Source organism: Rothia nasimurium, assembly GCF_014217215.1.
In the GTDB taxonomy this organism is placed as follows: Bacteria; Actinomycetota; Actinomycetes; order Actinomycetales; family Micrococcaceae; genus Rothia; species Rothia avistercoris.
In genome coordinates this window covers 1,283,980-1,306,495 of record NZ_CP056080.1, presented here as the reverse complement: position 1 = coordinate 1,306,495, position 22,516 = coordinate 1,283,980, and the positions used below count along the sequence as shown (strand labels likewise).

General features: G+C 59.1%; 18 protein-coding genes and 1 tRNA gene. 17 read left to right on the top strand and 2 right to left on the bottom strand.

What is annotated here, in order from left to right; translation table 11 throughout:
• The first annotated feature begins 45 nt into the window (after window positions 1-45).
• From HWU94_RS06120 to HWU94_RS06105, 4 genes are all read left to right on the top strand, one after another.
• Window positions 46-846, top strand: a complete 801-nt coding sequence (locus HWU94_RS06120; protein ID WP_185172938.1) for a DUF4145 domain-containing protein — start codon at window positions 46-48, stop codon at window positions 844-846.
• 3 nt (window positions 847-849) lie between these two features.
• Window positions 850-1,671: a hypothetical protein gene (locus HWU94_RS06115; protein ID WP_185172937.1), complete on the top strand. Its 822-nt coding sequence runs from the start codon at window positions 850-852 to the stop codon at window positions 1,669-1,671.
• 336 nt (window positions 1,672-2,007) lie between these two features.
• Window positions 2,008-2,093, top strand: a tRNA-Leu gene (locus HWU94_RS06110).
• 250 nt (window positions 2,094-2,343) lie between these two features.
• Window positions 2,344-3,849 carry a protein adenylyltransferase SelO family protein gene (locus HWU94_RS06105; RefSeq protein WP_185172936.1) on the top strand — a complete coding sequence of 502 codons (1,506 nt, stop codon included), beginning with the start codon at window positions 2,344-2,346 and terminating at the stop codon, window positions 3,847-3,849.
• Between the two features lie 95 nt (window positions 3,850-3,944).
• On the opposite strand, the gene HWU94_RS06100 is transcribed toward HWU94_RS06105, so the two are convergent.
• Complete coding sequence (locus HWU94_RS06100) at window positions 3,945-6,122, bottom strand: MDR family MFS transporter (protein WP_244955907.1); 2,178 nt, start codon at window positions 6,120-6,122, stop codon at window positions 3,945-3,947.
• Between the two features lie 387 nt (window positions 6,123-6,509).
• Between HWU94_RS06100 and HWU94_RS06095 the strand changes: the two genes are divergently transcribed.
• The 4 genes from HWU94_RS06095 to mshC all read left to right on the top strand — a co-directional run bounded on the left by HWU94_RS06095 (window position 6,510) and on the right by mshC (window position 10,270).
• On the top strand, window positions 6,510-7,472 hold the full coding sequence (locus HWU94_RS06095; RefSeq protein ID WP_185172935.1) for an L-lactate dehydrogenase: 963 nt from the start codon (window positions 6,510-6,512) through the stop codon (window positions 7,470-7,472).
• A 153-nt stretch (window positions 7,473-7,625) separates the two neighbouring features.
• Window positions 7,626-7,925 carry a hypothetical protein gene (locus HWU94_RS06090; RefSeq protein ID WP_185172934.1) on the top strand — a complete coding sequence of 100 codons (300 nt, stop codon included), beginning with the start codon at window positions 7,626-7,628 and terminating at the stop codon, window positions 7,923-7,925.
• Between the two features lie 89 nt (window positions 7,926-8,014).
• Window positions 8,015-8,845 carry an undecaprenyl-diphosphate phosphatase gene (locus tag HWU94_RS06085; RefSeq protein WP_185172933.1) on the top strand — a complete coding sequence of 277 codons (831 nt, stop codon included), beginning with the start codon at window positions 8,015-8,017 and terminating at the stop codon, window positions 8,843-8,845.
• A 120-nt stretch (window positions 8,846-8,965) separates the two neighbouring features.
• Entirely contained in the window at window positions 8,966-10,270 is a 1,305-nt protein-coding gene (gene mshC / locus HWU94_RS06080; RefSeq protein WP_185172932.1) for a cysteine--1-D-myo-inosityl 2-amino-2-deoxy-alpha-D-glucopyranoside ligase, read from the top strand.
• Here mshC and HWU94_RS06075 read toward each other — a convergent pair.
• A complete protein-coding gene (locus tag HWU94_RS06075) occupies window positions 10,267-11,157 on the bottom strand; it encodes a PAC2 family protein (protein ID WP_185172931.1) in 891 nt (296 codons plus the stop codon). The genes mshC and HWU94_RS06075 overlap by 4 nt on opposite strands.
• 94 nt (window positions 11,158-11,251) lie before the next feature.
• Here HWU94_RS06075 and HWU94_RS06070 point away from each other — a divergent pair, with 94 nt between their 5' ends.
• The 9 genes from HWU94_RS06070 (at window position 11,252) to HWU94_RS06030 (ending at window position 22,220) form a co-directional block, all read left to right on the top strand.
• Window positions 11,252-12,397 (top strand): site-2 protease family protein, encoded by a 1,146-nt coding sequence (locus HWU94_RS06070; RefSeq protein ID WP_185172930.1) that lies wholly within the window; start codon window positions 11,252-11,254, stop codon window positions 12,395-12,397.
• A gap of 65 nt (window positions 12,398-12,462) precedes the next feature.
• Window positions 12,463-13,497, top strand: a complete 1,035-nt coding sequence (locus HWU94_RS06065; protein WP_185172929.1) for a tRNA (adenine-N1)-methyltransferase — start codon at window positions 12,463-12,465, stop codon at window positions 13,495-13,497.
• Between the two features lie 87 nt (window positions 13,498-13,584).
• The gene (gene arc / locus HWU94_RS06060; protein ID WP_185172928.1) at window positions 13,585-15,270 is read left to right on the top strand and encodes a proteasome ATPase; all 1,686 of its coding nucleotides are present in this window, start codon (window positions 13,585-13,587) and stop codon (window positions 15,268-15,270) included.
• 2 nt (window positions 15,271-15,272) lie between these two features.
• A complete protein-coding gene (gene dop / locus HWU94_RS06055) occupies window positions 15,273-16,874 on the top strand; it encodes a depupylase/deamidase Dop (RefSeq protein WP_185172927.1) in 1,602 nt (533 codons plus the stop codon).
• 29 nt (window positions 16,875-16,903) lie between these two features.
• Window positions 16,904-17,101 carry a ubiquitin-like protein Pup gene (locus HWU94_RS06050; RefSeq protein ID WP_185172926.1) on the top strand — a complete coding sequence of 66 codons (198 nt, stop codon included), beginning with the start codon at window positions 16,904-16,906 and terminating at the stop codon, window positions 17,099-17,101.
• A 52-nt stretch (window positions 17,102-17,153) separates the two neighbouring features.
• On the top strand, window positions 17,154-18,587 hold the full coding sequence (gene pafA, locus HWU94_RS06045; protein ID WP_185172925.1) for a Pup--protein ligase: 1,434 nt from the start codon (window positions 17,154-17,156) through the stop codon (window positions 18,585-18,587).
• Between the two features lie 106 nt (window positions 18,588-18,693).
• Window positions 18,694-19,758 carry an FKBP-type peptidyl-prolyl cis-trans isomerase gene (locus HWU94_RS06040; RefSeq protein ID WP_244955906.1) on the top strand — a complete coding sequence of 355 codons (1,065 nt, stop codon included), beginning with the start codon at window positions 18,694-18,696 and terminating at the stop codon, window positions 19,756-19,758.
• A gap of 38 nt (window positions 19,759-19,796) precedes the next feature.
• Window positions 19,797-20,198, top strand: a complete 402-nt coding sequence (locus tag HWU94_RS06035) for an FKBP-type peptidyl-prolyl cis-trans isomerase (protein WP_185172924.1) — start codon at window positions 19,797-19,799, stop codon at window positions 20,196-20,198.
• A gap of 72 nt (window positions 20,199-20,270) precedes the next feature.
• Window positions 20,271-22,220, top strand: coding sequence for a YafY family protein (locus tag HWU94_RS06030; protein ID WP_185172923.1), 1,950 nt, complete (start codon window positions 20,271-20,273; stop codon window positions 22,218-22,220).
• Window positions 22,221-22,516: the final 296 nt, after the last annotated feature.

Here is a 22,516-nt window from a genome sequence, read left to right as displayed (position 1 = left end):
ATTGTGGTTCAGGCGAACAACCAGACAGGGTGAATGTGAGGAATTATGACTAAGGACCGAAGCCCCCGTTACAGCGCAGAATCTTTCGTCTGCCCCAACTGCGGGGCTTTCGCTGGACAAAATTTTGAAGACTTATATCTCATCGAAAATGGCAAATTCTACCTAGATCAAATGCCGCCTTTTCTGACAATAGAATACCCATATCATGCAGGGAACCACTTTTACACCGGGGAACCGGTGCCTCCAACTGCAGGGGATATTTGGCACGTATCAATCTGTCACAGCTGCAAAAAATCAAGTTTCTGGGAGGGGTATAAGCTCGTCTACCCTCTTCCTCAAAGTGCGGGATTTCCAGAGCCCAGCGAAGATATGCCTCCGAAAGTAGCAGAACTCTACAAAGAGGCTTCGGCGGTTTTCCCTATCTCCAAAAGAGCGTCGGCGGCGCTCATGCGGGCAGCAACAGAGCAGCTTGTCTATGAGCTCACCAAAGAAGCCTTACCTAAAGTTAATCTAAACGGCAGAATCAATTACTTAAGTCAGTCAGTGCCTAAACATATTTTCCAAGCGCTTACCACTATTAGAGTCATCGGGAATAAGGTACTGCACTCAGGGGACGAAGAAGCCCTTGCCGTGACGATCTTTCTCAATGAGGACTCTGAGGGCATACCCGGAGTTTTGGCAAACTCTTTGAACGCTCTGGTAAATGAGTTCATCACCAATCGGAATCTAGTTGATGAAATGTATGAAAATTTGCCAGAATCAATCCGTAATGGGGTAGCAGATGTAATGGCTAAGTATCATGAAAATAACTTGTCGAACCCTGAACCCATGCAAGAGAGCAAGTAAGTCATGTCCGTTGACGACTTCAATACATCAAAAGCCTATAAAAACTTCACCATCGAGCAGCTACAACACTTCATAATCAGGGCTCGTATTGTCCAAGATCATTCTTTAGCGCGTGACTTTGGTAAGTTGCGGAATCTGAGTACCTACAGGTTTAACATGGATTTTCAAAAAGATTTGAGAACGGGTGAAACGACAGTAAGGTTTCGGCCCGTCGATTTGCTTCCTACAGAGCAGGTTGAAAGTGCGGCGGCTCGTGTGCGTCCTGTCTTTCTTTTCAGCGATGGTATTTACTACGCCGACGTCCTTGCCTACATTTACGAAAATGTTGATGATACAGAAACCAGAGAGAAGGCCCTCCGACTTCTGAAAGAGTGCCAATCAGCTGATCCTGACCACCCAATCAGCACCAAGGGCAAAACTTACGAACCCGGTAGCGGTGTCAACAACAAAGAACTTGCCGGCGCGTGGCTTTATGGTTCATTGTTGCATGAAGATCAGCGTCGGCGCTCCTTTTCTGAGCAGTTTTACCTAGAAGAGGTCTACTTCAACGCGACTGTCACAGTCGCTTCGATGATGCTCTGCGTTGTGCAGATTCTACATTTTATTGAGCATCTGCAAACTCGGGGGCTATTGGATGTCCCGTCAGAGCTGTGGTCTGATGCTGTGACAGTTACTGTTTCTGAGTGGACTCGGCCAGGGGTAGGCAAAGTTTATACCGCTCCTGTGGGTACTGCTCCACCTGCAGATTTGAGTGTCGATATGGATTCTCTTGAAGAGTGGAGTGAGTTTGACCCTCTCGGCGAGTTTGGTCACGGCTCTCGTTAGAATGCTGTACCTTTTGACCCCGACCCAAGTGCATTTCATAAGGACACGCCCCACCAGCTCCCTGGCCCTGTCAGGGGTAGCCAGGGAGCAGTGGGGAGTCCGGGGAGCTGATGCAGGCGGGATCCAAAAATATTGGTCATAGGTGGTATTTTTTACCGTATAACCGAACCACAGAAAAATCCCCGGTTCTTCGGTGCCTGGGATTTTTCAACACCCCATCACTTGAGTGTGGCACGTCACCCGCTTTTCGGGGCTGAAAACTTGCAGACCTCGATTCTTCTGCGTATAGTTATTACTCGTTGCCAGCAAAGCCGAAAGGCCAAGCAAAGACACCTTGCGCGGGTGGCGGAATAGGCAGACGCGCTAGCTTGAGGTGCTAGTCCTCGTATTAGAGGGTGGGGGTTCAAGTCCCCCCTCGCGCACAAGAAAACCCCATGTGGGACATAGAAAAAACCGGCTCCTGTCAACAGGAGCCGGTTTTTTGTTGTTTTAAGCCCTGCCGCTGCGAATCAGGCTCTGGTGGAATTTTTATACTCTGATAGATTATCAACTTTACTCATCAGTTAAACTGATTATTTTTGGCTGGCGCCCTTAAAAAATTTTGAAACCGGTGGCAGCTCCCAGCCTCCAGCCCAGTCTCTCTAGCCTTCGACCGGACGATAAACTAGCCCTATGCAGCCTACTGAACCCCGTGCGTCCGCCCCGCTCCTTGACCATACCTACAGTGAGACCTTCCCTGACCTCACCCGCCGTGCCCAGCCGGATATCCCGCAGGGTACCCGCCTGGCCTGGCTTAACGAGAATCTTGCCCGCGACCTGGGGCTGGACCCGACCTGGCTGCGTACTGACGCCGGGCTAGCCTGGATGACGGGCAGGGGAGAAGCCCCCACGGTCGCCCTGGCCTACTCTGGTTACCAGTTCGGGCAGCTCTCACCGGTGCTGGGTGACGGGCGGGCCCACCTCATTGGTGAACTGGCTATCCCCGCGCGGGAAGAAGACGGTAGGGCTGTCCGCTGCGATTTACACATCAAAGGCAGTGGTCAGACGCCCTTCTCTCACCCCGGTTCGGACGGCAAGGCTCCACTGTCGGCGGCCTGGCGCGAGGCTGTCATCGGGGAGTCCCTGCATGCGCTCGGTCTGCCGACCACCAGGGCCCTGGCTGTGTTCGAGACCGGAGAGAAGGTGCAGCGCCGCGCACCTGGACCGGAACCGGCGGGGCTGGTTCTGCGTGTTGCCGCCAGCCACCTGCGGGTAGGTACCTTCCAGTTTGCCCAGTACCACTGCGACCCTCAGGTGCGGGGGCAGCTGGTCGATTATGCCCTGGCCCGTCACTACTCCGACCTCACCCCGGGAGAAAATCGCAGTGAGCGGGCCCTCGCCCTGCTTCGTGCTGTGGCCCAGCGGCAAGCTCACCTGGTAGCTAGCTGGCAGGCACTGGGGTTCGTGCACGGGGTACTCAACACCGATAACGTGACTATTTCCGGCCAGGCTATCGACTTTGGCCCCTGCGCTTTCATCGATACTTTTGAGCGTGGCAAGGTTTTTAGTTCTATCGACCGCCAGGGCCGTTACGCCTACAACCACCAGCCCGGCATTACCGCCTGGAACCTTTCCCGTTTTGCCGAAACCCTGCTCGATATCATCGACCCTGAAAACCCGAACCGGGCAATCCACCTAGCCACCGAGGTGATCTCGGAGTTCGAAGATGAAGTGGTGGAGCAGCAAATAGCTGCTTTTGCTGCCAAGCTGGGGCTTGACCTGGGTGGGGTTGGTGAGGACGTCCGCACTCAGGTGGGTAGATTCGGGCAGGCAACTCTGGGGCTACTCGAGCGCCACGTGCTGGACTTTACAGGGTTCTTTAGGTCTTTGGCTGAAGGAACCTGCCTGCTGCCGGAAGAAGACCGGCAGGGTTGGTTGGCTCGGTGGGAAGAACTGAAGGGTGCTACAGGTACTACCCCTGAACGGGCCACGGAACTCATGCTGGTACATAACCCGGTCTACATTCCCAGAAATTTAGCCCTCGATGCTGCCCTGCGGCAGATGGAACGCGGAAATCGGCAACCGCTTGAGGAGCTGTTGGAAGCGGTCAGTAACCCCTTTGAGCGCCGTGCCGGCCTGGACTACCTGGAAGGCGCTCCTGTCGAGTCCCGCTTCTTCACGAGCTTTTGCGGAACATAGAGTAACTTCTCTTATCTAGAATTTGGTTTAAAAAGGCCGGGGCCTGGCACCGAACTCGTCGGTGACAGGCCCCGGCCTTCTACTATCGAGAGCGCCTAGCGGGAGCGGTGGCGCAGCCAGCTCAACAGGGCGGCAGCTAGAGCCAGGGTTCCTGCGGCAGCAGCGGCAAGGACGCCAGCCCGCGGCTTCTTGTCAGACGCTAGGGAAGCCTGGGGTGCGGCAGTTGCGGGAACAGCCTCCACCACTTTGTTGCCCTGAGCGTTCTCCTGTAGGCCCGAAACTGCACGCAGCGGGGGAGCCTTGAAGAAGAGAGCCAGAACAAAGGCCAGAATGGTGGCAAAGAAGCCAACCCAGTAGACCGACAGGGTTGAAGCGTTGAAACCAACCATGAAGGGGCGGGTGAGGCGGGCGTCCGCACCGGTGAGGTAAGAGGTATCAGAGGTTGAAACGCCTGAGCCCTCACTATCGGTGGAGGTAGAAGAGATCTGCTCTGCCAGGGTGGGGGTGAGATGGTCTACCCAGTAGGAGCGCTGGGCTTCATCAGACCAATCGACAACCAGGGTGCCGTCCTGAACCGACGCGTGAGCCTGCTCGGCGGCAGATGCCAGGGCAGCCTCTTCAGCGACCGGGGTGGCTTCAGCTACCTGGGCATCAATGAAGGTCTGAGCCTGGTCGGCAGGTAGGGCGCCAGCGTCAACCTGAGCTTGAACCGCAGCAGAAACCTGCTGGTAGACCGCATCGTCGGCGGCGGTGCGAGCCTGATCAGAGGCTGTTGAGAGCTGAGAGGCGATAGAGCTCTGGGCGGGCTCCACAATCTGATTCCACATCTGCTCCATGACGCCCTGGTTCTCAGGGGCAGAGGCCACGGCGGGAGTCAGCGCGGCGTCAAGACCTGAACGCAGGTCGTCCTCGTTGCCCATGGCCTTCGTGATGTTGCCGGGCATAGCCGAGAAGAGAATCGACAGCAGGACGGCGGTACCCATGGTGCCACCGATCTGACGGAAGAAGGTAGCGGCGGAGGACGCCACACCCATGTAGGAGGGAGCAACGGCATTCTGGGCCGCCAGGGTCAGGGACTGCATGAGCTGACCCAGACCAAGACCCATGATGAACATGCCCAGCATGAGGAACCAGAGGGGACGGTCCGCTGTCATGAAGGTCAGGTAGTAGTAGGCAACTACCATGAGGGCGGTGCCCAGAATGGGGAAGATGCGGTACTTACCGGTGCTAGCGACCATGCGACCCGACACGATGGAGGCGGTCATAATACCGGCCATCATGGGTAGGGTTGCGAAGCCCGATTCGGTGGGGGTTAGCCCGGTGACAATCTGCAGGTAGAGGGGGATGGTCATCATGGCGCCGAACATGCCGAAGCCAACCAGGAAGCCCAGAATGGACGACATGGAGAAGGCACCGGAGCGGAAGAGAGCCAGCGGCAGAATGGCGTCCTGGCCCATCTTGGATTCGATGATGAGGAAGGCTGCTAGACCCAGGGCGGAGATGACGAAGCAGGTGATGGACGCTGCGGAGGTCCAGCCCCATTCGCGACCCTGTTCAGCAACGAGCAGGAGGGGAACTAGAGCTACGACAACGCTGGTTGCACCCCACCAGTCAACGCGGGGCTTGAGAGCAGCATCGGTGATGCGTGGTAGGTGTAGGAACTTCCAGACCATGGCCAGGGCAATGATGCCGATGGGGACGTTAATGAGGAAGACCCAGCGCCAGCCGGTAATCCACAGAATTTCGTCGCTACCGGCAAAGAGGCCACCGGTGAGGGGGCCGAGCACGGAGGAGATGCCAAAGATGGCCAGGAAGTAGCCCTGGTACTTGGCGCGCTCACGGGGAGCCAGCATATCGCCCATAATCGCCATGGGTAGAGACATGAGGGCGCCCGCGCCGATGCCCTGGAAGGCGCGGAAGGCTGCCAGCATGATCATTGAGGTGGAGAAGCTGGAAAGAAGCGAACCCAGAATGAAGACGACGATACCGAAGAGGTAGAGGGGGCGGCGGCCAAAGAGGTCGGAGAGTTTGCCGTAGATGGGGGTGGTGATCGTGGAGGTGATCATGTAGGCGGTGGTGACCCATGCCTGCTGTTCTAGGCCGTGGAGGTCATCACCGATCGTCCTGATAGCTGTAGAGACGATGGTTTGATCGAGGGATGAGAGGAACATGCCCGCCATAAGACCGACGATGACCAGCATGATTTGCCGATGGGTCATGAGGGGTTGGTCTTGGGCGGTTGTCTGCTCTGGTGTAGCTGGTGCTGTAGACATGACGAACCTTTAGGTCTGGAGTGAATTGTGGGTTCGCGCGGTTTTGCTTGGTCTACGGTGCGCGGACGCTTGTGGCGGGCGGTTGCGTAGTCTTGGGTTCGCGAACCTAACAAGCATAAATGCAGTTCTGCAAAAATACTTCTTTCTGAAAGCGTCTCGTGTGCCACAGTGGGTAGGGTGGCTTGAAATTATCTACATAAGGCTGGGTGTGAGTTTTCACAAAGGGTCAACCTGCACATATTTGGGTTTGTGGGCTTTTCTGAGTAAAAGTCAGTAAAACCCCAAATAAAAAGCACATAAACCCACACAAAAGCGTGTATTTTCTGGCATACTTGAGATGTAACGAACACAAAACAACCCCACAGCATCTGCTGAAAGGAACCTCCCATGGCTCTCGAAAAGAAGAACACCAAGCTCGGCGTTATCGGCGCAGGTGGTGTTGGTTCAGCAACCGCCTACGCAGCAACCCTGCGCGGCGCAGCTGATGAAATCGTTATCTATGACATCGCCGGTGAGCGCGCTGAGGCAGAAGGCCTCGATATCGCCCACGGCACCATGTTCGCCCACGAAGCTGAAGTTGCAGGCAGCGGCGACGTAGAAATCCTGCGCGACTCAGACCTCATCATCGTTACCGCAGGCGCCCGCCAGAAGCCCGGCCAGCCCCGCCTCGAACTGGCAGAAGCAAACGTCAACATCTTCAAGTCCATGCTTCCCAAGGTCATGGAGGTAGCCCCCAACGCTATCCTCATGATCGTCACCAACCCCTGCGACGTCCTCGCCGTTGTTGCTCAGAAGATCACCGGCCTGCCCACCGAGCGCTGCTTCGCATCAGGTACCGTGCTCGACTCATCCCGCCTGCGCTGGCTAATCGCTGAAAAGGCCGGTGTCTCCATCAAGTCAGTTCATGCCAACATCGTTGGTGAGCACGGCGACTCAGAATTCCCCGTCTGGTCAGCAGCCAACATCGGTATGGTTCCCCTTGACGAGTGGACCAACGAAGACGGCGAAAAGGTCTTCACCGAAGAGGTCAAGGCAGAACTGGCAGAAGAAGCCATGCGTGCAGCCTACAAGGTCATCGAAGGTAAGGGTTCCACCAACTACGCCATCGGTATCTCAGCTACCCGCATCGCCGAAGCCATCCTGCACGGCCAGGACGCCGTACTCAACGTCGCAACCCAGGTACGCGGCCGCTACGGTATCGAGGGCGAAGCCGCGCTCTCACTGCCCTCCGTTGTCTCCCGCGACGGCGTCAAGCGCGTACTTGACGTCCCCATGACCGACGAGGAAATCGAGCGTCTACGCGCCTCAGCCAACGCCATCAACTCCTCACTGGCAACCCTGGGCTTCTAAAACCGGATAAGCCACTAGCGTATCTGAAGCCTAGCCCTATAGACAGTGCCGCCCCGCTCCCACCCGAGCGGGGCGGCACTGTTATGTGTGATTCACCAAATTTTCACCGCCCGGTATTTCCCACCTACCGAGAAAGGGGGTAACGTCTACTGTATGAGTAATAACCCTCGTGCCGAACTGGCTCACCTGACCGCCGCCCTCGAAGAGCACCTCAACGCTATTATCAATAGCCGCGGTGAACACGACGCCGCCGTCGACAACACCTACGTAGCCATCGCAAACGCCTTTGAACGCTACGAAGAAGCCCTGTTCGACGCCTACGAAGAGGTCACCCCGCTCGAAGTTTTCATCGAAGACGATGACGATGACGATGACTTTGACTACGACTTCGATGAAGAAGACGACGAAGACGATGACGAGGTAGAGTACTACCTCGATGAAGAGCAGAAGTAGACCGGTTAGCTAGGTTCTACCTGTTATTCCAAGCACAGCATCGCGAGCGGTGCTGTGCTTTTTCTTTGACTCGCGTAGAGTTTTCTGCTGTGGAATGGATACAAGCAATCATCCTGGGTCTCGTCCAGGGTCTAACTGAGTTTTTGCCGATCTCGTCATCGGGTCATATTCGTATCGTGGGTCAGTTCTTGCCCAACAGCGAGGACCCCGGTGCGGCTTTTACCGCTATCACCCAGCTGGGTACTGAAGCGGCTGTTTTGGTCTTCTTCTGGAAGGACATCGTTCGCATCATCAAGAACTGGTTCGGTTCTTTGGTGGGCAAGGTTGATAAGAAGGATCCGGACGCCCGCATGGGCTGGTTCATTATCATCGGCTCCCTGCCGATTGGCATTCTGGGCATCCTGCTGGAGGACTACATCGATTCAACCTTCCGCAGCCTCTGGATTACCGCAACCATGCTGATTGTGTTCGCAATCTTCCTGGGTATTGCAGACCGTATCGGTCGCGAACAGCGCGAGCTGAAAGACCTCACCATCAAGCACGGTATTCTGTACGGCTTCGCGCAGGCGCTGGCCCTGGTTCCAGGTGTTTCACGCTCCGGCGGTACCATCATGGCTGGTCTGCTCATGGGCTACACCCGTGAGGCTGCCGCCCGTTACTCCTTCCTGCTGGCAATCCCCGCAGTTTTCGCATCGGGTCTCTACAAGCTGGCAGGCAGTATCTCTGAGGGCTTCACCGGCTACTACGGTTTCGGTTCTACCATGGTTGCAACCCTGGTTGCTTTCGTGGTCGGCTACCTGATTATTGGTTGGTTCCTCAAGTACGTTTCCAAGAAGAGCTACAGCATCTTCGTCTGGTACCGTATCGCCCTGGGTCTTGCCCTGTACATCCTGCTGGGCACCGGCGTCCTCGCCGCGTAGACCTGTCTCACTTTTTACCCGCCCGGAAATACCTTTCCGGGCGGGTATTGTTTTAGGAAGAGAAAAAGTGCCACCTGAGGCTATCTGGGGTAGGCGCACATCAACTATCGTGAGGTTTTCATGCGAGCTTGGGACCAGCCCACCATTCCGTCACTACCGGGGCAGGCGCCCCTTCCCACCGTCTTTGATACTGCGGCCGGAGGCAGGCAGACCCTTGAGCGTGAGAGCCGCGCCGGGCTCTACGTCTGCGGCATTACCCCCTACGACGCTACCCACATGGGGCACGCTTCTACCTATGTTGCTTTTGACGTGCTGAACCGGGCCTGGCGCGATGCCGGGGTAGAGGTAACTTTCGTACAGAACGTCACCGACGTTGATGATCCCCTGCTTGAACGCGCTGAAGCGACCGGCGTTGACTGGCGGCAGCTTGCTGAGGAACAGACCGAGCTGTTCCGTACCGATATGGTGGCCCTGAACGTCATTGCCCCCGACCACTACGTGAGCGTTGTTGACTCGGTGCCCTCTGTGGCGGCTGCTGTGCAGAAACTGCTGCACGAGGGTGTGGCCTACCGCGTGCCCGGTTTCACCGATGAGCAGGGTGTTACCCAGCCCGATGGTGATATCTACTTCGATATTGAGGCCGCCCAGAAACTGGGTGAAGGCCGCGAAGGCGGCTGGTCGCTGGGTCAGGTGGCCCACTACAGCATGGAAGAGATGCTGATTATTTTTGGCGAGCGCGGCGGCGACCCTGATCGCCCCGGTAAGCGTAACGCCCTTGACCCCCTGCTGTGGCGCGTTGAGCGGGCGGGGGAGCCTGCCTGGGAGGCGGGGGAGTTAGGACGCGGCCGCCCCGGCTGGCATATCGAGTGCAGCGTGATCTCGAGTGAGTTCCTGGGAGCACCCTTCTCTGTTCAGGGCGGTGGCTCTGACCTGATTTTCCCGCACCACGATCTGGGTTCGAGCCATTCCTTTGCCCTGAACGGTGAGCCTATGGCCCGCCACTACATGCACACCGGCATGGTGGGCCTTGACGGGGAGAAGATGAGCAAGTCCCTGGGTAACCTGGTGCTGGTGTCGAAGCTGCGGGCTGCCGGTGTAGAACCTGCTGCTATCCGCCTGGCGATTATGGATAACCACTACCGCACCGACTGGTTCTGGCAGGAAGATTTGCTGACCAAGGCCCAGGGGCGTCTGGAACTCTACCGTTCGGCTGCGGCAGCTGCCGAGGGGCAGGCCGATGAGGCCGCGCTTTCCCTGCTTGAGAGCGTCCGCCAGCATCTTGCCGACGACCTCAACACCCCCGCCGCCCTGGTTGCCCTTGACCAGTGGGCCCTCTCTACCCTTGAGAACGGTGGTGCCGGCGGTCAGCTGGTAGCCGACCTGCTCATGGCCCGCCTGGGTGTTGATCTGGCACCTGTTGCCTAGTTGTCGTCCTGGTCCTTGAGGAATTTCTCGAACTGGGCCGCAATATCTATTTGGCTGAGGTCAGCGATTTCGTCGTTGGCCTCAGCTATTGATTCTAGGGTTCGTATGTAGCTGGCCAGCTCGGGCTCGTCCTCGATGAGGGCGTCGGCCTGGTGGTTCCAGCTGGCAATGTCGTCTGCGCTGCGCTCTAGGGGCATGGGGAAGCCCAGAATCGCTTCGAGGGCAGAGAGCAGGGTGAAGGTTGCCTTGGGGTGGGGTGGCTCTGGCAGGTAGTGGGGAACCGAGACCCAAAGGGAAAGCGCCGGTATGTGAGCCTGCCCGGCTTCGAACGCCAGCACGCCAATCAGGCCGGTTGGGCCCTGGTAGGTATTGGCTTCTACGCCCTCTAAGGCGAGGACACTGCTGGTATAGCTGGTAACGCTCAGCGGCAGGGGGCGGGTATGGGGGACCTCATCGAGCAGGGCACCGCAGAAAACAACCAGGTCAACCTGTTCCCGCTGCACCAGGTCTTTAAAACGCTCGATATAGGCCTGCCAGTTCATGGAGGGTTCGGGGCCCGAGAGGGTGAGCAGGCGGACGCCGGCGGTGGTGTGCGCTTCACTAAAGACGGTATCGGGCCAGGTAATGCGCTGGGTGCCGTCCTCGTCGATACTCAGAAGAGGCCGGGTTTCGGTGTAGTTGTAGCAGCCGCTCACGTCAAAGCCGGGTGCCTGTGTGGCGGGGTAGTGCTCCCACAGCGCGCGGAAGGCATCGATGACGGCATCGCCGGCGTCATTCCACCCTGTGAAACCGACCAGGAGCACGGTGGGGGCGTGAGCCGGTAGGGTGGAGGTGCTTGCAAAATGGTTCAGAGCGTTGAGGGGGAGGGGCTGATTAATCACCCCCATATCCTACTCCTGATAGGCCGTAACCTCTATAGGCAATAGACTAGAGAGTTCCGGGGCGGCAGCTCCGGTGATGTAGCGCTCAGGAGGTAAAGGTATGACGTCCCATCCGGGTCTTCGGATTGGTTCTTTCGCGGGGGCGCCAATATATCTGCGCCTCTCCTGGTTCCCCCTCATGGCTTTGGTCGTGGTGGGTTACGGTATGAACCTGGCATCATTGCGGTCTTTAACGGATGTGCAGGGCTATCTTGCTGCCGGTGTGGTTGCCGGTGCCCTGGCGCTGGGAGTCTTCGCCCACGAACTGGCGCACGCTGCGGTGGGCCGGGGCCGGGGGGTGCGGATTTCGTCCATCTCTCTGAACATGTGGGGCGGGCAGACTAAGATGCAGACCGCTTCGGCGGCTACCTCGCTACTGGTGTCGGTGGCTGGCCCGCTGGTGAACTTTGCGGTAGCGGCCCTGTGCCAGCTTATCTGGCTGGTGACGGGTTCTGCCGACTTCTTTGGCTTCGCCCTGGCCGCCCAGGTCAACCTTGCTATCGGTATTTTTAATCTGATACCGGGCTTCCCCCTCGACGGCGGTTATGCCCTCGAAGCCCTCGTCTTTATCCTGGTAGGACGCCGGTCAGTGGCAACCCGGGTGACGGCCTATACGGGCCTGCTGCTCCTTGCCCTCTTAGCTAGCACCCTGCTCTTCACCGGCCTGTGGCGGTCCCCCTGGGTGTTACTGGTGGCCGCTGCCCTGGCCTTTTATCTGTGGAGCGGTACCAACCACTCCCTCAAACAACTCGCGCAGGATTCTGACCCTCGCCACCCCCTACGGGCGTCCGCCCTGATGGTTCCCGCCCAGCTTGCTGACCCGCACAGCAGCATCGGTGGCGCTCATCAGCGCTGGGACGGCGTATCCCACCTTCTCCTGGTAGAGCAGCAGGGATCGTCCGTGCGTCCCCTTGCCCTTGTTGACCCTACAACGCTCGCTGCCTCGCAGGGCACTCTTGACCAGCAGCCCCTGGCCGCTATCGCCCAGCCCCTTGCAGCTCGCACTCTGGGCATTCAGACCGGTTACATCGACACCCTCGATGAGTACAGCGGCTTTGCCCACTACCGCCTGCCCGAAGAGCAGCGGGGGCAGAACCTGACCTGGGTGGTGATGGACGCCGCCACCCCCGTAGGTCTGGTAACCTCCCAGGCCATGACCCAGGCGGTGCTGGCCACCGTGGGCGCTGGCACGTCTTCATCTAAATGACCCCACCGCGCTTTTCTGAGACAATAGAAGAAACCAGACCAAAAACGAAAGAGAAATCTGACCTTATGAGCACCCCTACCGGTAGCGTCAACCGCCGTGGCCCCTTCCGCCCGGGAGAACGCGTCCAGCTAACCGACGAGCGCGGACGCATGACCACCATTACCCTGGCTGAAGGCGGGGAATACCACTCTCACCGCGGTTTCTTTAAGCACAGCGAGCTCATCGGCAACGTTGAGGGCACCGTGATTGAAAACTCCGAGGGATTCAAGTTCCAGGCCCTGCGCCCGCTCTACAAGGACTTTGTGCTCTCTATGCCCCGCGGCGCTGCCGTGGTCTATCCCAAGGACGCCGGCCAGATTGTGGCCATGGCCGATATCTTCCCCGGTGCCCGCGTGATTGAAGCTGGCGTCGGTTCCGGTGCCCTCTCTATCGCCCTTCTGCGGGCTGTTGGTGACGGCGGCCACCTGCGCTCTTTCGAACGCCGAGAAGAATTTGCCGATATCGCCCGCGGCAACATCGAGACCTTCTTCGGTGGGGAGCACCCCGCCTGGTCGCTGACCCTGGGCGATTTGGCTGAAGCTCTGGGTGAGGTTGAAGAACCCGGTAGCGTAGACCGCGCCGTGCTCGACATGCTGGCCCCCTGGGAGTGCCTGGATGCCGTAGCCACCGCCCTGGCACCCGGCGGCGTCATTATCTGCTACGTTGCAACCGTAACCCAGCTCTCACGTGTGGCTGAGGCCCTGCGCGCCGATGGCCGTTTCACCGAGCCCGAATCCCACGAAACCATGGTGCGCGGCTGGCACGTTGAGGGCCTGGCAGTGCGCCCCGACCACCGCATGGTAGCCCACACCGGCTTCCTCATTACCGCCCGCCGTCTAGCTGACGGGGCAGAGCGTCTGGCCCCCAAGCGCCGTGCCTCAAAGACCAATTTCTCAGAAGAGGATATGAACGCCTGGACTCCTGCAGCCCTGGGCGAGCGCAATGTCTCTGACCGTAAGCTCCGCCGGGCCGGTCGCGATGCCCTGAACCTGGCTGAAAAGGCCGCATCCGCCGCCCAGAAGGCTGAGGCAGCGCAGGCTGACCAGGATTCCGAAAACTAAAACCCCATGATGGCCCCGCCACCCGATGATTGGGGTGGCGGGGTTCTGACTCCCCGGTGAGTCGTCACCAGAAAGAAGTGCCCCAGCATGAGTGAACGTTTAACCGTTTCGTCGGTAGATTACGAGCGTATTCTGCGGCAGCTCAATATTGCTAACGATAACCGCCGCAATCTGGATCGGCAGTTGCGGGCGGCTGGCGAGCGTAACCAGAAGCTGGTGACGGCTCTGACCAAGACGAAGAACGAGATTGAGCATTTACGCATGGCGCTGGCTCAGGAGGTGGCTCCGCCGCTGAATTCTGCCCTGGTGCTGGGGGTGCACGGAGCGACGATGACCTACCAGGATCTTGCCGAGGGTAAGACTCCGGCTGAGATTGAGGAGCATCTTGATGTGCTCTTGGGCGGCCGTCTGGTGCGTATCACCTGCTCACCCCTGTTGCCGATTGCGCAGGTGAAGCCGGGTATGACCGTCCTGCTCAACGAGCAGACCCAGGCCGTGGTGTCGCTGGGGTTTGAGGGCTACGGTGATGTGGTGACGGTGCGGGAGGTGCTCGATCACGATCACCTGGTGGTTGACCTGCCCAATCAGTCTAAGGCTGTGGCCCGTATTTCGGGTGCACTGGACCCGGACGAGCTGCGGGTGGGAGATACCGTCACCTACGATTCGCGTATTCAGATGGTGACATCCCTGGTCCCCCACACCGATGCCCAGGAGCTGGTACTGGAAGAGGTGCCCGATGTTACCTATGACAATATCGGTGGCCTGGGTGACCAGATTGATTTGATTAGGGACGCCGTTGAACTACCTTTCTTGCACCCCGATATTTACCGCCAGTACCGACTCACCCCGCCCAAGGGTATCTTGCTCTACGGCCCTCCCGGCAACGGTAAGACCCTGATTGCTAAGGCTGTGGCTAACTCTCTGGCTGCACGGGCTGCTGAGCGGTCTGAGAATGGTAAAAAGACCGGCTACTTCTTGAACATCAAGGGCCCGGAGCTGCTGGATAAGTATGTGGGTGAGACCGAGCGACAGATTCGCGATATCTTCTCTGCTGCCCGCGACAAGGCACGCGCGGGCCACCCCGTGGTGGTTTTCTTTGATGAGATGGAGTCGCTCTTCCGCACCCGCGGTTCGGGCCGGTCTTCGGACGTAGAAACCACCATCGTGCCCCAGCTTCTGGCTGAGATCGACGGGGTTGAGAGCCTGGATAACGTCATTGTGATTGGTGCGACCAACCGAGAAGACATGATTGACCCGGCCGTGTTGCGACCGGGGCGTTTAGACGTGAAAATCCGCATTAACCGCCCCAACCGTGCCGGCGCTGCCGAAATCTTTGGGCTTTACCTGACAGATGACCTGCCGATTAGTCAGGCTGAGGTTGCACGGGCTGGGTCCCAGCAGCAGGCGGTTGCCAGCATGATTGAGACGGTCATCGAGAACCTCTTCTCCGCTGAGCCGGCAAACCGCTACATCAGCGTTGATCTAGAGAACGGCGTGAGCCGCTGGCTCTTCAGGGGCGACTTCCTCTCGGGTGCTGTGATCCGCAATATCGTCGATCAGGCTAAGAAGCTGGCGATTAAGTCTTACCTGTCTACCGGGGCTGAGGGTATCAGCACCGAGCACCTGCTTGAGGCCGTGCGCGCAGAATTCGAGGACCAGGTCGAGGTGCCCCAGGCCAGCGAAATTGAGGACGTCCTCTCTACCCTCAACATTCGTCTACGCGTGCTCAACGCAGCCCCGGCTCGTGCCGTCGATACCGGAGCGGGGGTCTAGCGATGACTGTTCGCCGTATCATGGGGGCCGAGACCGAGTACGGGGTGCACGCCCCGGCAAAGCCCCACGCCAACCCCACGGTGCTTTCTGCTTTTGTGGTCAACACCTACGACACCCTTTTCAAGCAGGAGCTCTCAGCGGCCCTTGAAACCCGCTGGGAGTACGGGTCAGAAGCACCGTTAGCCGATGCTCGCGGTTTCGACATGCCGCGCGAGCAGGCCCACCCCACCCAGCTAACCGATACCGCCCATGTGCTCACCAGCGAAGACATCGCAGCAGAAGCCCTGAGCGAGGCCGGGCATTTTGCCGAGCGTATCGATTGGGACGCGGTCACCATGAACTCGATTCTGCCTAACGGAGCCCGTTTTTACGTGGACCATGCCCACCCCGAGTACTCCTCGCCCGAGGTGACTAACCCGCGCGACGCCGTCCTCTGGGATGCGGCAGGTGATCACATCGCCGCACAAACCGTAGCAACCATTGAACAGGTGACCGCTAGCCAGAGATCGGCTATGCCCGCGGTTAACCTCTACAAGAACAATACGGACGGCAAGGGCCAGTCCTACGGTTCCCACGAGAACTATCTGGTGCCCCGCACCGTCGATTTTGAGTACCTGGCAGCTAGCCTTCTGCCCTTCTTTGCCACCCGCCAGGTCATGGTGGGGGCAGGACGGCTGGGCTTGGGTACAACGGGGGAGCAGGCAGGTTTTCAGATTTCCCAGCGCGCTGACTTCTTTGAGCGTACCGTCGGTCTGGAAACCACCGTCCGCCGCCCGCTGATTAACACCCGCGACGAGCCCCACGCCGACAGCAACCGCTATCGCCGCCTGCACGTGATTACCGGTGACGCTAACCTATCGCACACCTCCAACCTGCTCAAGTTTGGCACCATGTCCCTGGTGCTAAACCTCATCGAGGCGAAAACTGCTCCCGCCATCAAACTGGCTGACCCGGTTGCTGCCATGCACACGGTCAGCCACGACCTGACTCTGACCGCCCAGCTACCCCTGGCGGGCGGGGGTAGCATGAGCGCCCTGCAGATTCAGCGGGCCTACCTCGATGCTGCCATCGCGCTAGAGACCAATCCCGACGAGGCGACCGCTGAGATCCTGCAGCTTTGGGAAGAAGTACTGGAAGCTCTGGCAGATAACCCCCTGTCCCTTGCCGACCGCCTGGACTGGGTTGCCAAGTACGCCCTACTGAAGGGTTACGTTGACCGGGGCCTGAGCTGGGATAACCCCAAGCTGGCCGCCATCGACCTGCAGTATTCGGACGTCCGTCCCGGCAAGGGCCTGTACCACAAGCTGGTAGCCCTAGGCCGCATGAAGACCCTCTTCAGCCCCGAAGACATTGCCCGGGCTGCGGACGAGCCACCGCGCGATACCCGTGCCTACTTGCGCGGTAAGCTCATCACCACCTGGCCCGACGAGGTCGTGGGGGCCAACTGGGACACCCTCTCGGTACGCAACCCGCTCTCCATCGACCTGCACCGCCTGACCATGGATGACCCCGAGCACTTTACCGCCGAAATCGTTGAACCCCATCTGGGGCTAGAGCACGCAGACCAGCTTTTTGCCCTACTGGCCGGCCAGCAGAACAGCTAGCCCTCATACCCCACAGAAAGAGAGACATCATGGACCGCATCCAGCGCCAGAACACCACCTCAACCACCTCCCAGCAGGTAGAAGAAGTAGCCATCACCCACCAGAACACCGAGGTGAACGAGCAGGCAGTATCAGACATCGATGACCTGCTGGCAGAAATCGACGGCGTGCTCGAAGAAAACGCCGAAGACTTCGTCAAGGGCTTCGTCCAAAAGGGCGGCCAGTAGGACCAGCCCCTCACAAGCAGCCAGCATTCGCCCCAACGCCTAAGGAAGACCCGTGGAACGCAGAATATTCGGCATCGAAACCGAGTTCGGCATCAGATACATCCCGAAAGGGCTTGGCCCCCTGGCCCCAGAAGAGGCCGCCCGCAAGCTCTTTAAGCCGGTGGTAGACACCTGGCGTTCCTCCAACGTCTTCCTGCCCAACGGCGGGCGACTCTACCTCGATGTGGGATCCCACCCCGAATACGCCACCGCCGAGACCGCCTCGGTCCGCGATGCCTTGATCCAGGACAAGGCGGGGGAGTACCTGCTCAATGACCTGGTCAACCAGGCAGAAGATTCCCTCGAAGCAGAGGGCTATCAGGGGCAGATTTTCCTCTTCAAAAACAATGTTGACTCGGCGGGCAACTCTTTCGGGTCCCACGAGAACTACATGCTTGAGCGCAAGGTGGAGTTCTCCCGCCTGGTCCGCTCCCTAATTCCCTTCCTGATTACCCGCCAGATTGTGGTGGGGGCGGGTAAGGTACACCCTGCAGGGCCCCCGCAGTGGGGCGGACGTCCGCTCGGGCCAGAGGGGCAGCCCAGCTTCTCCTTCTCCCAGCGCGCCGACTACATCTGGGAGGGCTCATCAACAGCCACCACCCGGGCCCGCCCCATCATCAACACCCGCGATGAGCCCCACGCCGACGCCTCGCTCTACCGTCGTATGCACGTGATTAACGGGGACTCCAACATGTCGCAAGCCACCACCCTGCTCAAACTCGGAGCCACCGACCTGGTGCTTCGCATGCTTGAGGACTACTACCCCCTCGAGAACTTCGAAATCAAAGACACCGCCACCGCCCTGCGCGTCATCTCCCACGACCTGACCGGCACAGCCACCTTCCCCTTGGCGGACGGCCGTGAAGCCAACGCCCTAACCCTGCAACGTCACTACCAGGTGGCCGCCACCCGCTACATCGAAGAGAAGGGGGCCCACCACGAGGACGTGCCCTACATCCTGGATCTCTGGGGCCGGGCCCTGGACGCGGTGGAAAGCGGCGATACCTCCCAGATCGATACCGAAATCGACTGGGCCATCAAAAAGAAGCTGCTCGATACCTACATCGCCCGCGGAGCCAGCGGCTACGACGACCCCAAAATCCAGCAGCTTGATCTGGCCTACCACGATATAGACCCCACCCGCGGTGTCTTTGGCCTGCTCACCCGCAAGGGTCTGGCCAAGAACCTGGTCAGCCACGATGATATTGCCCACGCCACCGTACACCCGCCTGCCACCCGAGCCTCCCTGCGCGGCCGCTTCATCAGTGCCGCCCGCAACGCCGGGGAGCCCTTCACCGTGGACTGGGTGCACCTGAAACTCAACAACAAGCCCCACCTAACCGTCATGTGCAAGGATCCCTTCGCCACAGAAAACGCGGCGATGGAAGACCTCCTGGCTACTCTCAGCCCTGCTCCATCAGACACCTGGTCGCCGCCCTTCATTTAGGCTATAGGGCGAATTGCCCAGTACCAACCCAGCTCTATCCGCTAGTATGTACGCGGTGAAGAAAAGCGTTCCTCAGCCGAACGTAACATCAACGAAAGTGAAACCAGTGAAGAAAAAATCAGCCCTTTTCGCATCCAGCAGCGCAGTGCTCGCCCTCCTTCTTTCCGCCTGCGGTGGTAGCGGCGACGGTAGTAGCCTCGCTGACGTTGAGTACTCCATGAACGGGGCAACCGCCGAGCCCTCGCTTTCCTTTGCAACCCCCTTCGCAGCTAACGGCACCGAAGCCCACAAGATTGAGGACGGCGACGGCGCCACCATCGAGGACGGCGACAGCCTACTCGTTGATGCCACCGTTTTCAACGGCGCAGATGGCTCATCACTGGGCACCACCTACACCGATGCACCCATGATTATCCCTGTGGGTGAGGACCTCAAGAATGCTGCTCCTGAACTCTATGACATTCTGGTCGGCTCAAAGGTCGGCATGTCTTTCTCTTACTCCACCAACATTGACACCGAATCCACTTCAACTGCTGAAGCAACCCCCACCGTTTCAGCGGGTACCGCTACCAATGTTGAGGTCTACACCGTCTCAGGTAAGCTGCTCAAGAGTGCTGAGGGCACCGAAAATGAGAAGAAGTCATCCGCCCTGGAAAGCTTCTCCGTAGCGGATGACGGCACTGCTACCCTGACCCTGTCAGCTGACCGCGGCGATGCCCCCACTGAGCTCTACACCGAAGACCTGATTACTGGCAGCGGTGCTGCTGTTAAGGCAGACGATACCGTCTATGTTAACTACGTTGGTGTGACCTGGTCAGACGGTACCCAGTTCGATAGCAACTTTGGTGCTACCCCCACCGCTCTTTCCCTGAACGGCGTCATCGAGGGCTGGAAGCAGGGCCTGGAAGGCAAGACCGTCGGTTCCCGCGTCCTGCTGGTAATCCCCAGCGAGCTAGCCTACGGTGAAGATGCCGCCACCAGCGGTGCTCCCGAAGGCGCCCTGGTCTTCGTGGTAGACATCCTGGGCTCCTCACCCACCCGCACCGCAGCTACTTCTCCTAGCGCTTCAGCCGACGCGTCCGCAACTGCAACCGCAGATGCCAGCGCAACCGCTACCGAATCTGCTTCTGAGTCTGCGAGCGCTGAAGCTACCGCCTCAGCCAGCGAATAAGCCCTCTGTTATCACTCGATTAGAAAAGGTAAAACCTCATGTCATTTGGTCAGCGTAATCTCGACCGTAGCAAGCCTGAAATTGATTTTCCCGAAGGCGGCACCCCCGAAGAGCTCATCATCATTGATGAGATTGAGGGTGCTGGCGAGGTCGTTGGGGCTGGCGATACCGTGTCAGCCCACTACGTGGGTGTAGCTTTCTCCACCGGTGAAGAGTTTGATTCTTCCTGGGGTCGCGGTGAGCCCCTGCGTTTCCAGGTTGGTGTCGGTATGGTTATTCGTGGCTGGGACGAGGGCCTGCTGGGTATGAAGGTGGGCGGCCGCCGTCGCCTGGAGATTCCCAGCGAGATGGCTTACGGTTCCCGCGGTGCCGGTTCTGCTATTGGCCCTAACGAATCACTGATTTTCGTGGTTGATCTGGTAGACGTCATTAAGCGTTAATTCTCGCTGCGGGCTTGTGCCTGCGCGTGTTTGGCCCCCGGTTCGAAAGAGCCGGGGGCTATCTTTATGTATGTGACTTCTAAAGCTGTTGAACGTGCTGCTGCCTTACTTGATGTGCTCTCGTCTGCCCCTTGGGGGCTGGATCGGGATGCTGTGCGCCAGCGGGTGCCGGGTTATGATCAGGCAGCTACCGACGTTGCTTTTGAGCGTATGTTTGAGCGCGATAAGCAGGTCTTGCGGGCCCTGGGTGTTGAGCTGGTGGCTGAGCGGGCTGATCGTTCTCGGCTGGGTTTTGTGTATCGGCTGGAGACTAGGTCGCAGGCGGTGGCTGATTTTTCTGCCCTGGATGTGGTGGTGCTGAGCCACTGTGCGCGGGCCTGGGAGGGTGCCGAGGTGGAGCGGCTGGCTCGTGCTGCCCTGCTCAAGGTGGGGGCGAGCGTGGGCCAGCGTCTTGGTGGTGAGCTGGGGGAGCCTGCCCGATTTACTACGGTTCCCGGGGTTGCCGAGTGCCTGGCAGCGGTGGCTGAGGGTAAGGGCGTGAGTTTTCGCTATGCCGGTAGGGACGAGGTGCGCACGGTTGCCTGCTGGGGCCTGGGGCTGCGGTTTGGTCACTGGTACCTGGTTGGCTGGGATAGGGCCCGTCAGGGGCAGCGTATTTTTAGGCTTGATCGGGCGGCGGGTTTGTCTGTTCTGGCTGTGGAGGGGCAGCAGCCTCCCGCCTCTTTTTCGATGGTGCGGGAGCTAGCTGCCCTTGAACCAGACCAGGTTCCGCAGGTAGCCACTGTACCCCTGTTGCCCGGGAAGGGGGAGGATAGGGTGCAGCTGGCTCCGTCCTACGGGGTGGTGGAGTCTGCCCTGCAGGCGATGAGGGGCGGACGCACCCACCGGCTCCCGGAGGGCACATCAGTTCCTGGCGTGGTGGGGGCTTACCAACAGAAGGTCGCTGATGAAGAGGAAAGACTACGGCAGGAGCTGCGGGCCTGGCACGCCCCGGCGCCCAATATCGCTGCTCCTACCCGGACTAAAGCCTGGAAACCCGTGGTAGCTCAGCGGGCCCGTGAAAGTGCTTCAGACCAGCTCATGAGGCTTCTACTCATGGTGTCCCTGATCGAGAGTACCGGGGGCCTACCCCTTGCCACCCTGGCAGATTTCTTTTCAACGACGGAGCAGAAGGCCCGTACCCAGCTAGAAGGCTTAGCCAGCAGCGTTGGGTTTGAGTCCTTAGATCTAGACATTAACTCGGCAGGGTTTGTGACCCTGCGGGGGCAGCAGGTGCTGACCCGCGGCGTGTCTCTGACTGAAACAGAAGCCCTGGCGCTGAGCCTGGCTCTCGACCTGTCGGCCAGCCTCGATACAGAGTCCTTTTACAGCCACCTGCGCCAGAAGGTATGGGCCTCGGTCGCTACCGGGAACCTACCCGAGGTTGCGCCCATGCCTGAACGGGTGGGAGTCTATCGGGCCGACCTTGACCCCCTAGTACAGCGGGCTCTTGATCAGCAGATTCCCCTCGATATCACCTACAGCTCCCACCGGTCTGTCTCCCGCCGCGTTATTGAACCGCTTGCCCTCATCGTTGATAATGGGCCTCGCTACCTGCAAGCCTGGTGCCGGTTGAGCAGGCAGGTGCGGCACTTTAGGCTCGACCAGATATTGAGTATGGCCGCGGTAGAGGGCGATAGATTCACCCGACTGACGCCGCCCGGAACCGAAGCGGGGGAGGGAGCGTCCGCCCCCGTGAGCCCTCGCAACTGGCTTACCCAGCTGACCAGCGGCAAGGTTGCTGCCGAAACCATGATTCTGGCAGTCGCTAAAAGCCTGCCAGTAGCCCAGCGCGAAAAAACCCACAGCACCCTCTGCCGCTACGCCCTTGAAACAGCCGAAGAAAACGGTGTGACCTTCTACAAAATACCGGTCGCCCACACCGCCTGGGCCCTCAACTTGCTGATAGACCTGGGCCCGACCGCCCACCTGCTCACCCCCACCCACCTGCGGCAAGACCTACTAGAGCTAGTGGGTGACTAGCGGCCACGAACAACTGCCCCAGCACATTACCCACCCATATCCCAGCAGAATCGGTGCAAGCCCACAGCAAAATATTCTCAAAACTAAAGCCGCTTGGGATATATAATTGTCACTATGCCTTGGTGGTTTTGGATCGTTTTGTGGACCGTGCTCGTAGTGAGCTCGCTCTGCCTTCTAGCCTGGCTGCTATACCGCGTCTTCCGCAAAGCCTTAGGGGCACTCGATGCCGCTCAAGACTGGGAGTCCAGCATTACAGATGCACTGGGGCAGGCCAACCACGCCCAGCCCCTCAGAGA

Bases quoted from the DNA above. Each gene is read 5' to 3' on its own strand.
- HWU94_RS06065 (WP_185172929.1), top strand. From the start codon at position 12,463: ATGAGCACCCCTACCGGTAGCGTCAACCGCCGTGGCCCCTTCCGCCCG.
- HWU94_RS06035 (WP_185172924.1), top strand. From the start codon at position 19,797: ATGTCATTTGGTCAGCGTAATCTCGACCGTAGCAAGCCTGAAATTGAT.
- HWU94_RS06105 (WP_185172936.1), top strand. From the start codon at position 2,344: ATGCAGCCTACTGAACCCCGTGCGTCCGCCCCGCTCCTTGACCATACC.
- HWU94_RS06050 (WP_185172926.1), top strand. From the start codon at position 16,904: ATGGACCGCATCCAGCGCCAGAACACCACCTCAACCACCTCCCAGCAG.
- HWU94_RS06120 (WP_185172938.1), top strand. From the start codon at position 46: ATGACTAAGGACCGAAGCCCCCGTTACAGCGCAGAATCTTTCGTCTGC.
- dop (WP_185172927.1), top strand. From the start codon at position 15,273: ATGACTGTTCGCCGTATCATGGGGGCCGAGACCGAGTACGGGGTGCAC.
- HWU94_RS06095 (WP_185172935.1), top strand. From the start codon at position 6,510: ATGGCTCTCGAAAAGAAGAACACCAAGCTCGGCGTTATCGGCGCAGGT.
- HWU94_RS06115 (WP_185172937.1), top strand. From the start codon at position 850: ATGTCCGTTGACGACTTCAATACATCAAAAGCCTATAAAAACTTCACC.
- arc (WP_185172928.1), top strand. From the start codon at position 13,585: ATGAGTGAACGTTTAACCGTTTCGTCGGTAGATTACGAGCGTATTCTG.
- HWU94_RS06070 (WP_185172930.1), top strand. From the start codon at position 11,252: ATGACGTCCCATCCGGGTCTTCGGATTGGTTCTTTCGCGGGGGCGCCA.
- mshC (WP_185172932.1), top strand. From the start codon at position 8,966: ATGCGAGCTTGGGACCAGCCCACCATTCCGTCACTACCGGGGCAGGCG.
- HWU94_RS06100 (WP_244955907.1), bottom strand. From the start codon at position 6,122: ATGTCTACAGCACCAGCTACACCAGAGCAGACAACCGCCCAAGACCAA.
- HWU94_RS06075 (WP_185172931.1), bottom strand. From the start codon at position 11,157: ATGGGGGTGATTAATCAGCCCCTCCCCCTCAACGCTCTGAACCATTTT.
- HWU94_RS06090 (WP_185172934.1), top strand. From the start codon at position 7,626: ATGAGTAATAACCCTCGTGCCGAACTGGCTCACCTGACCGCCGCCCTC.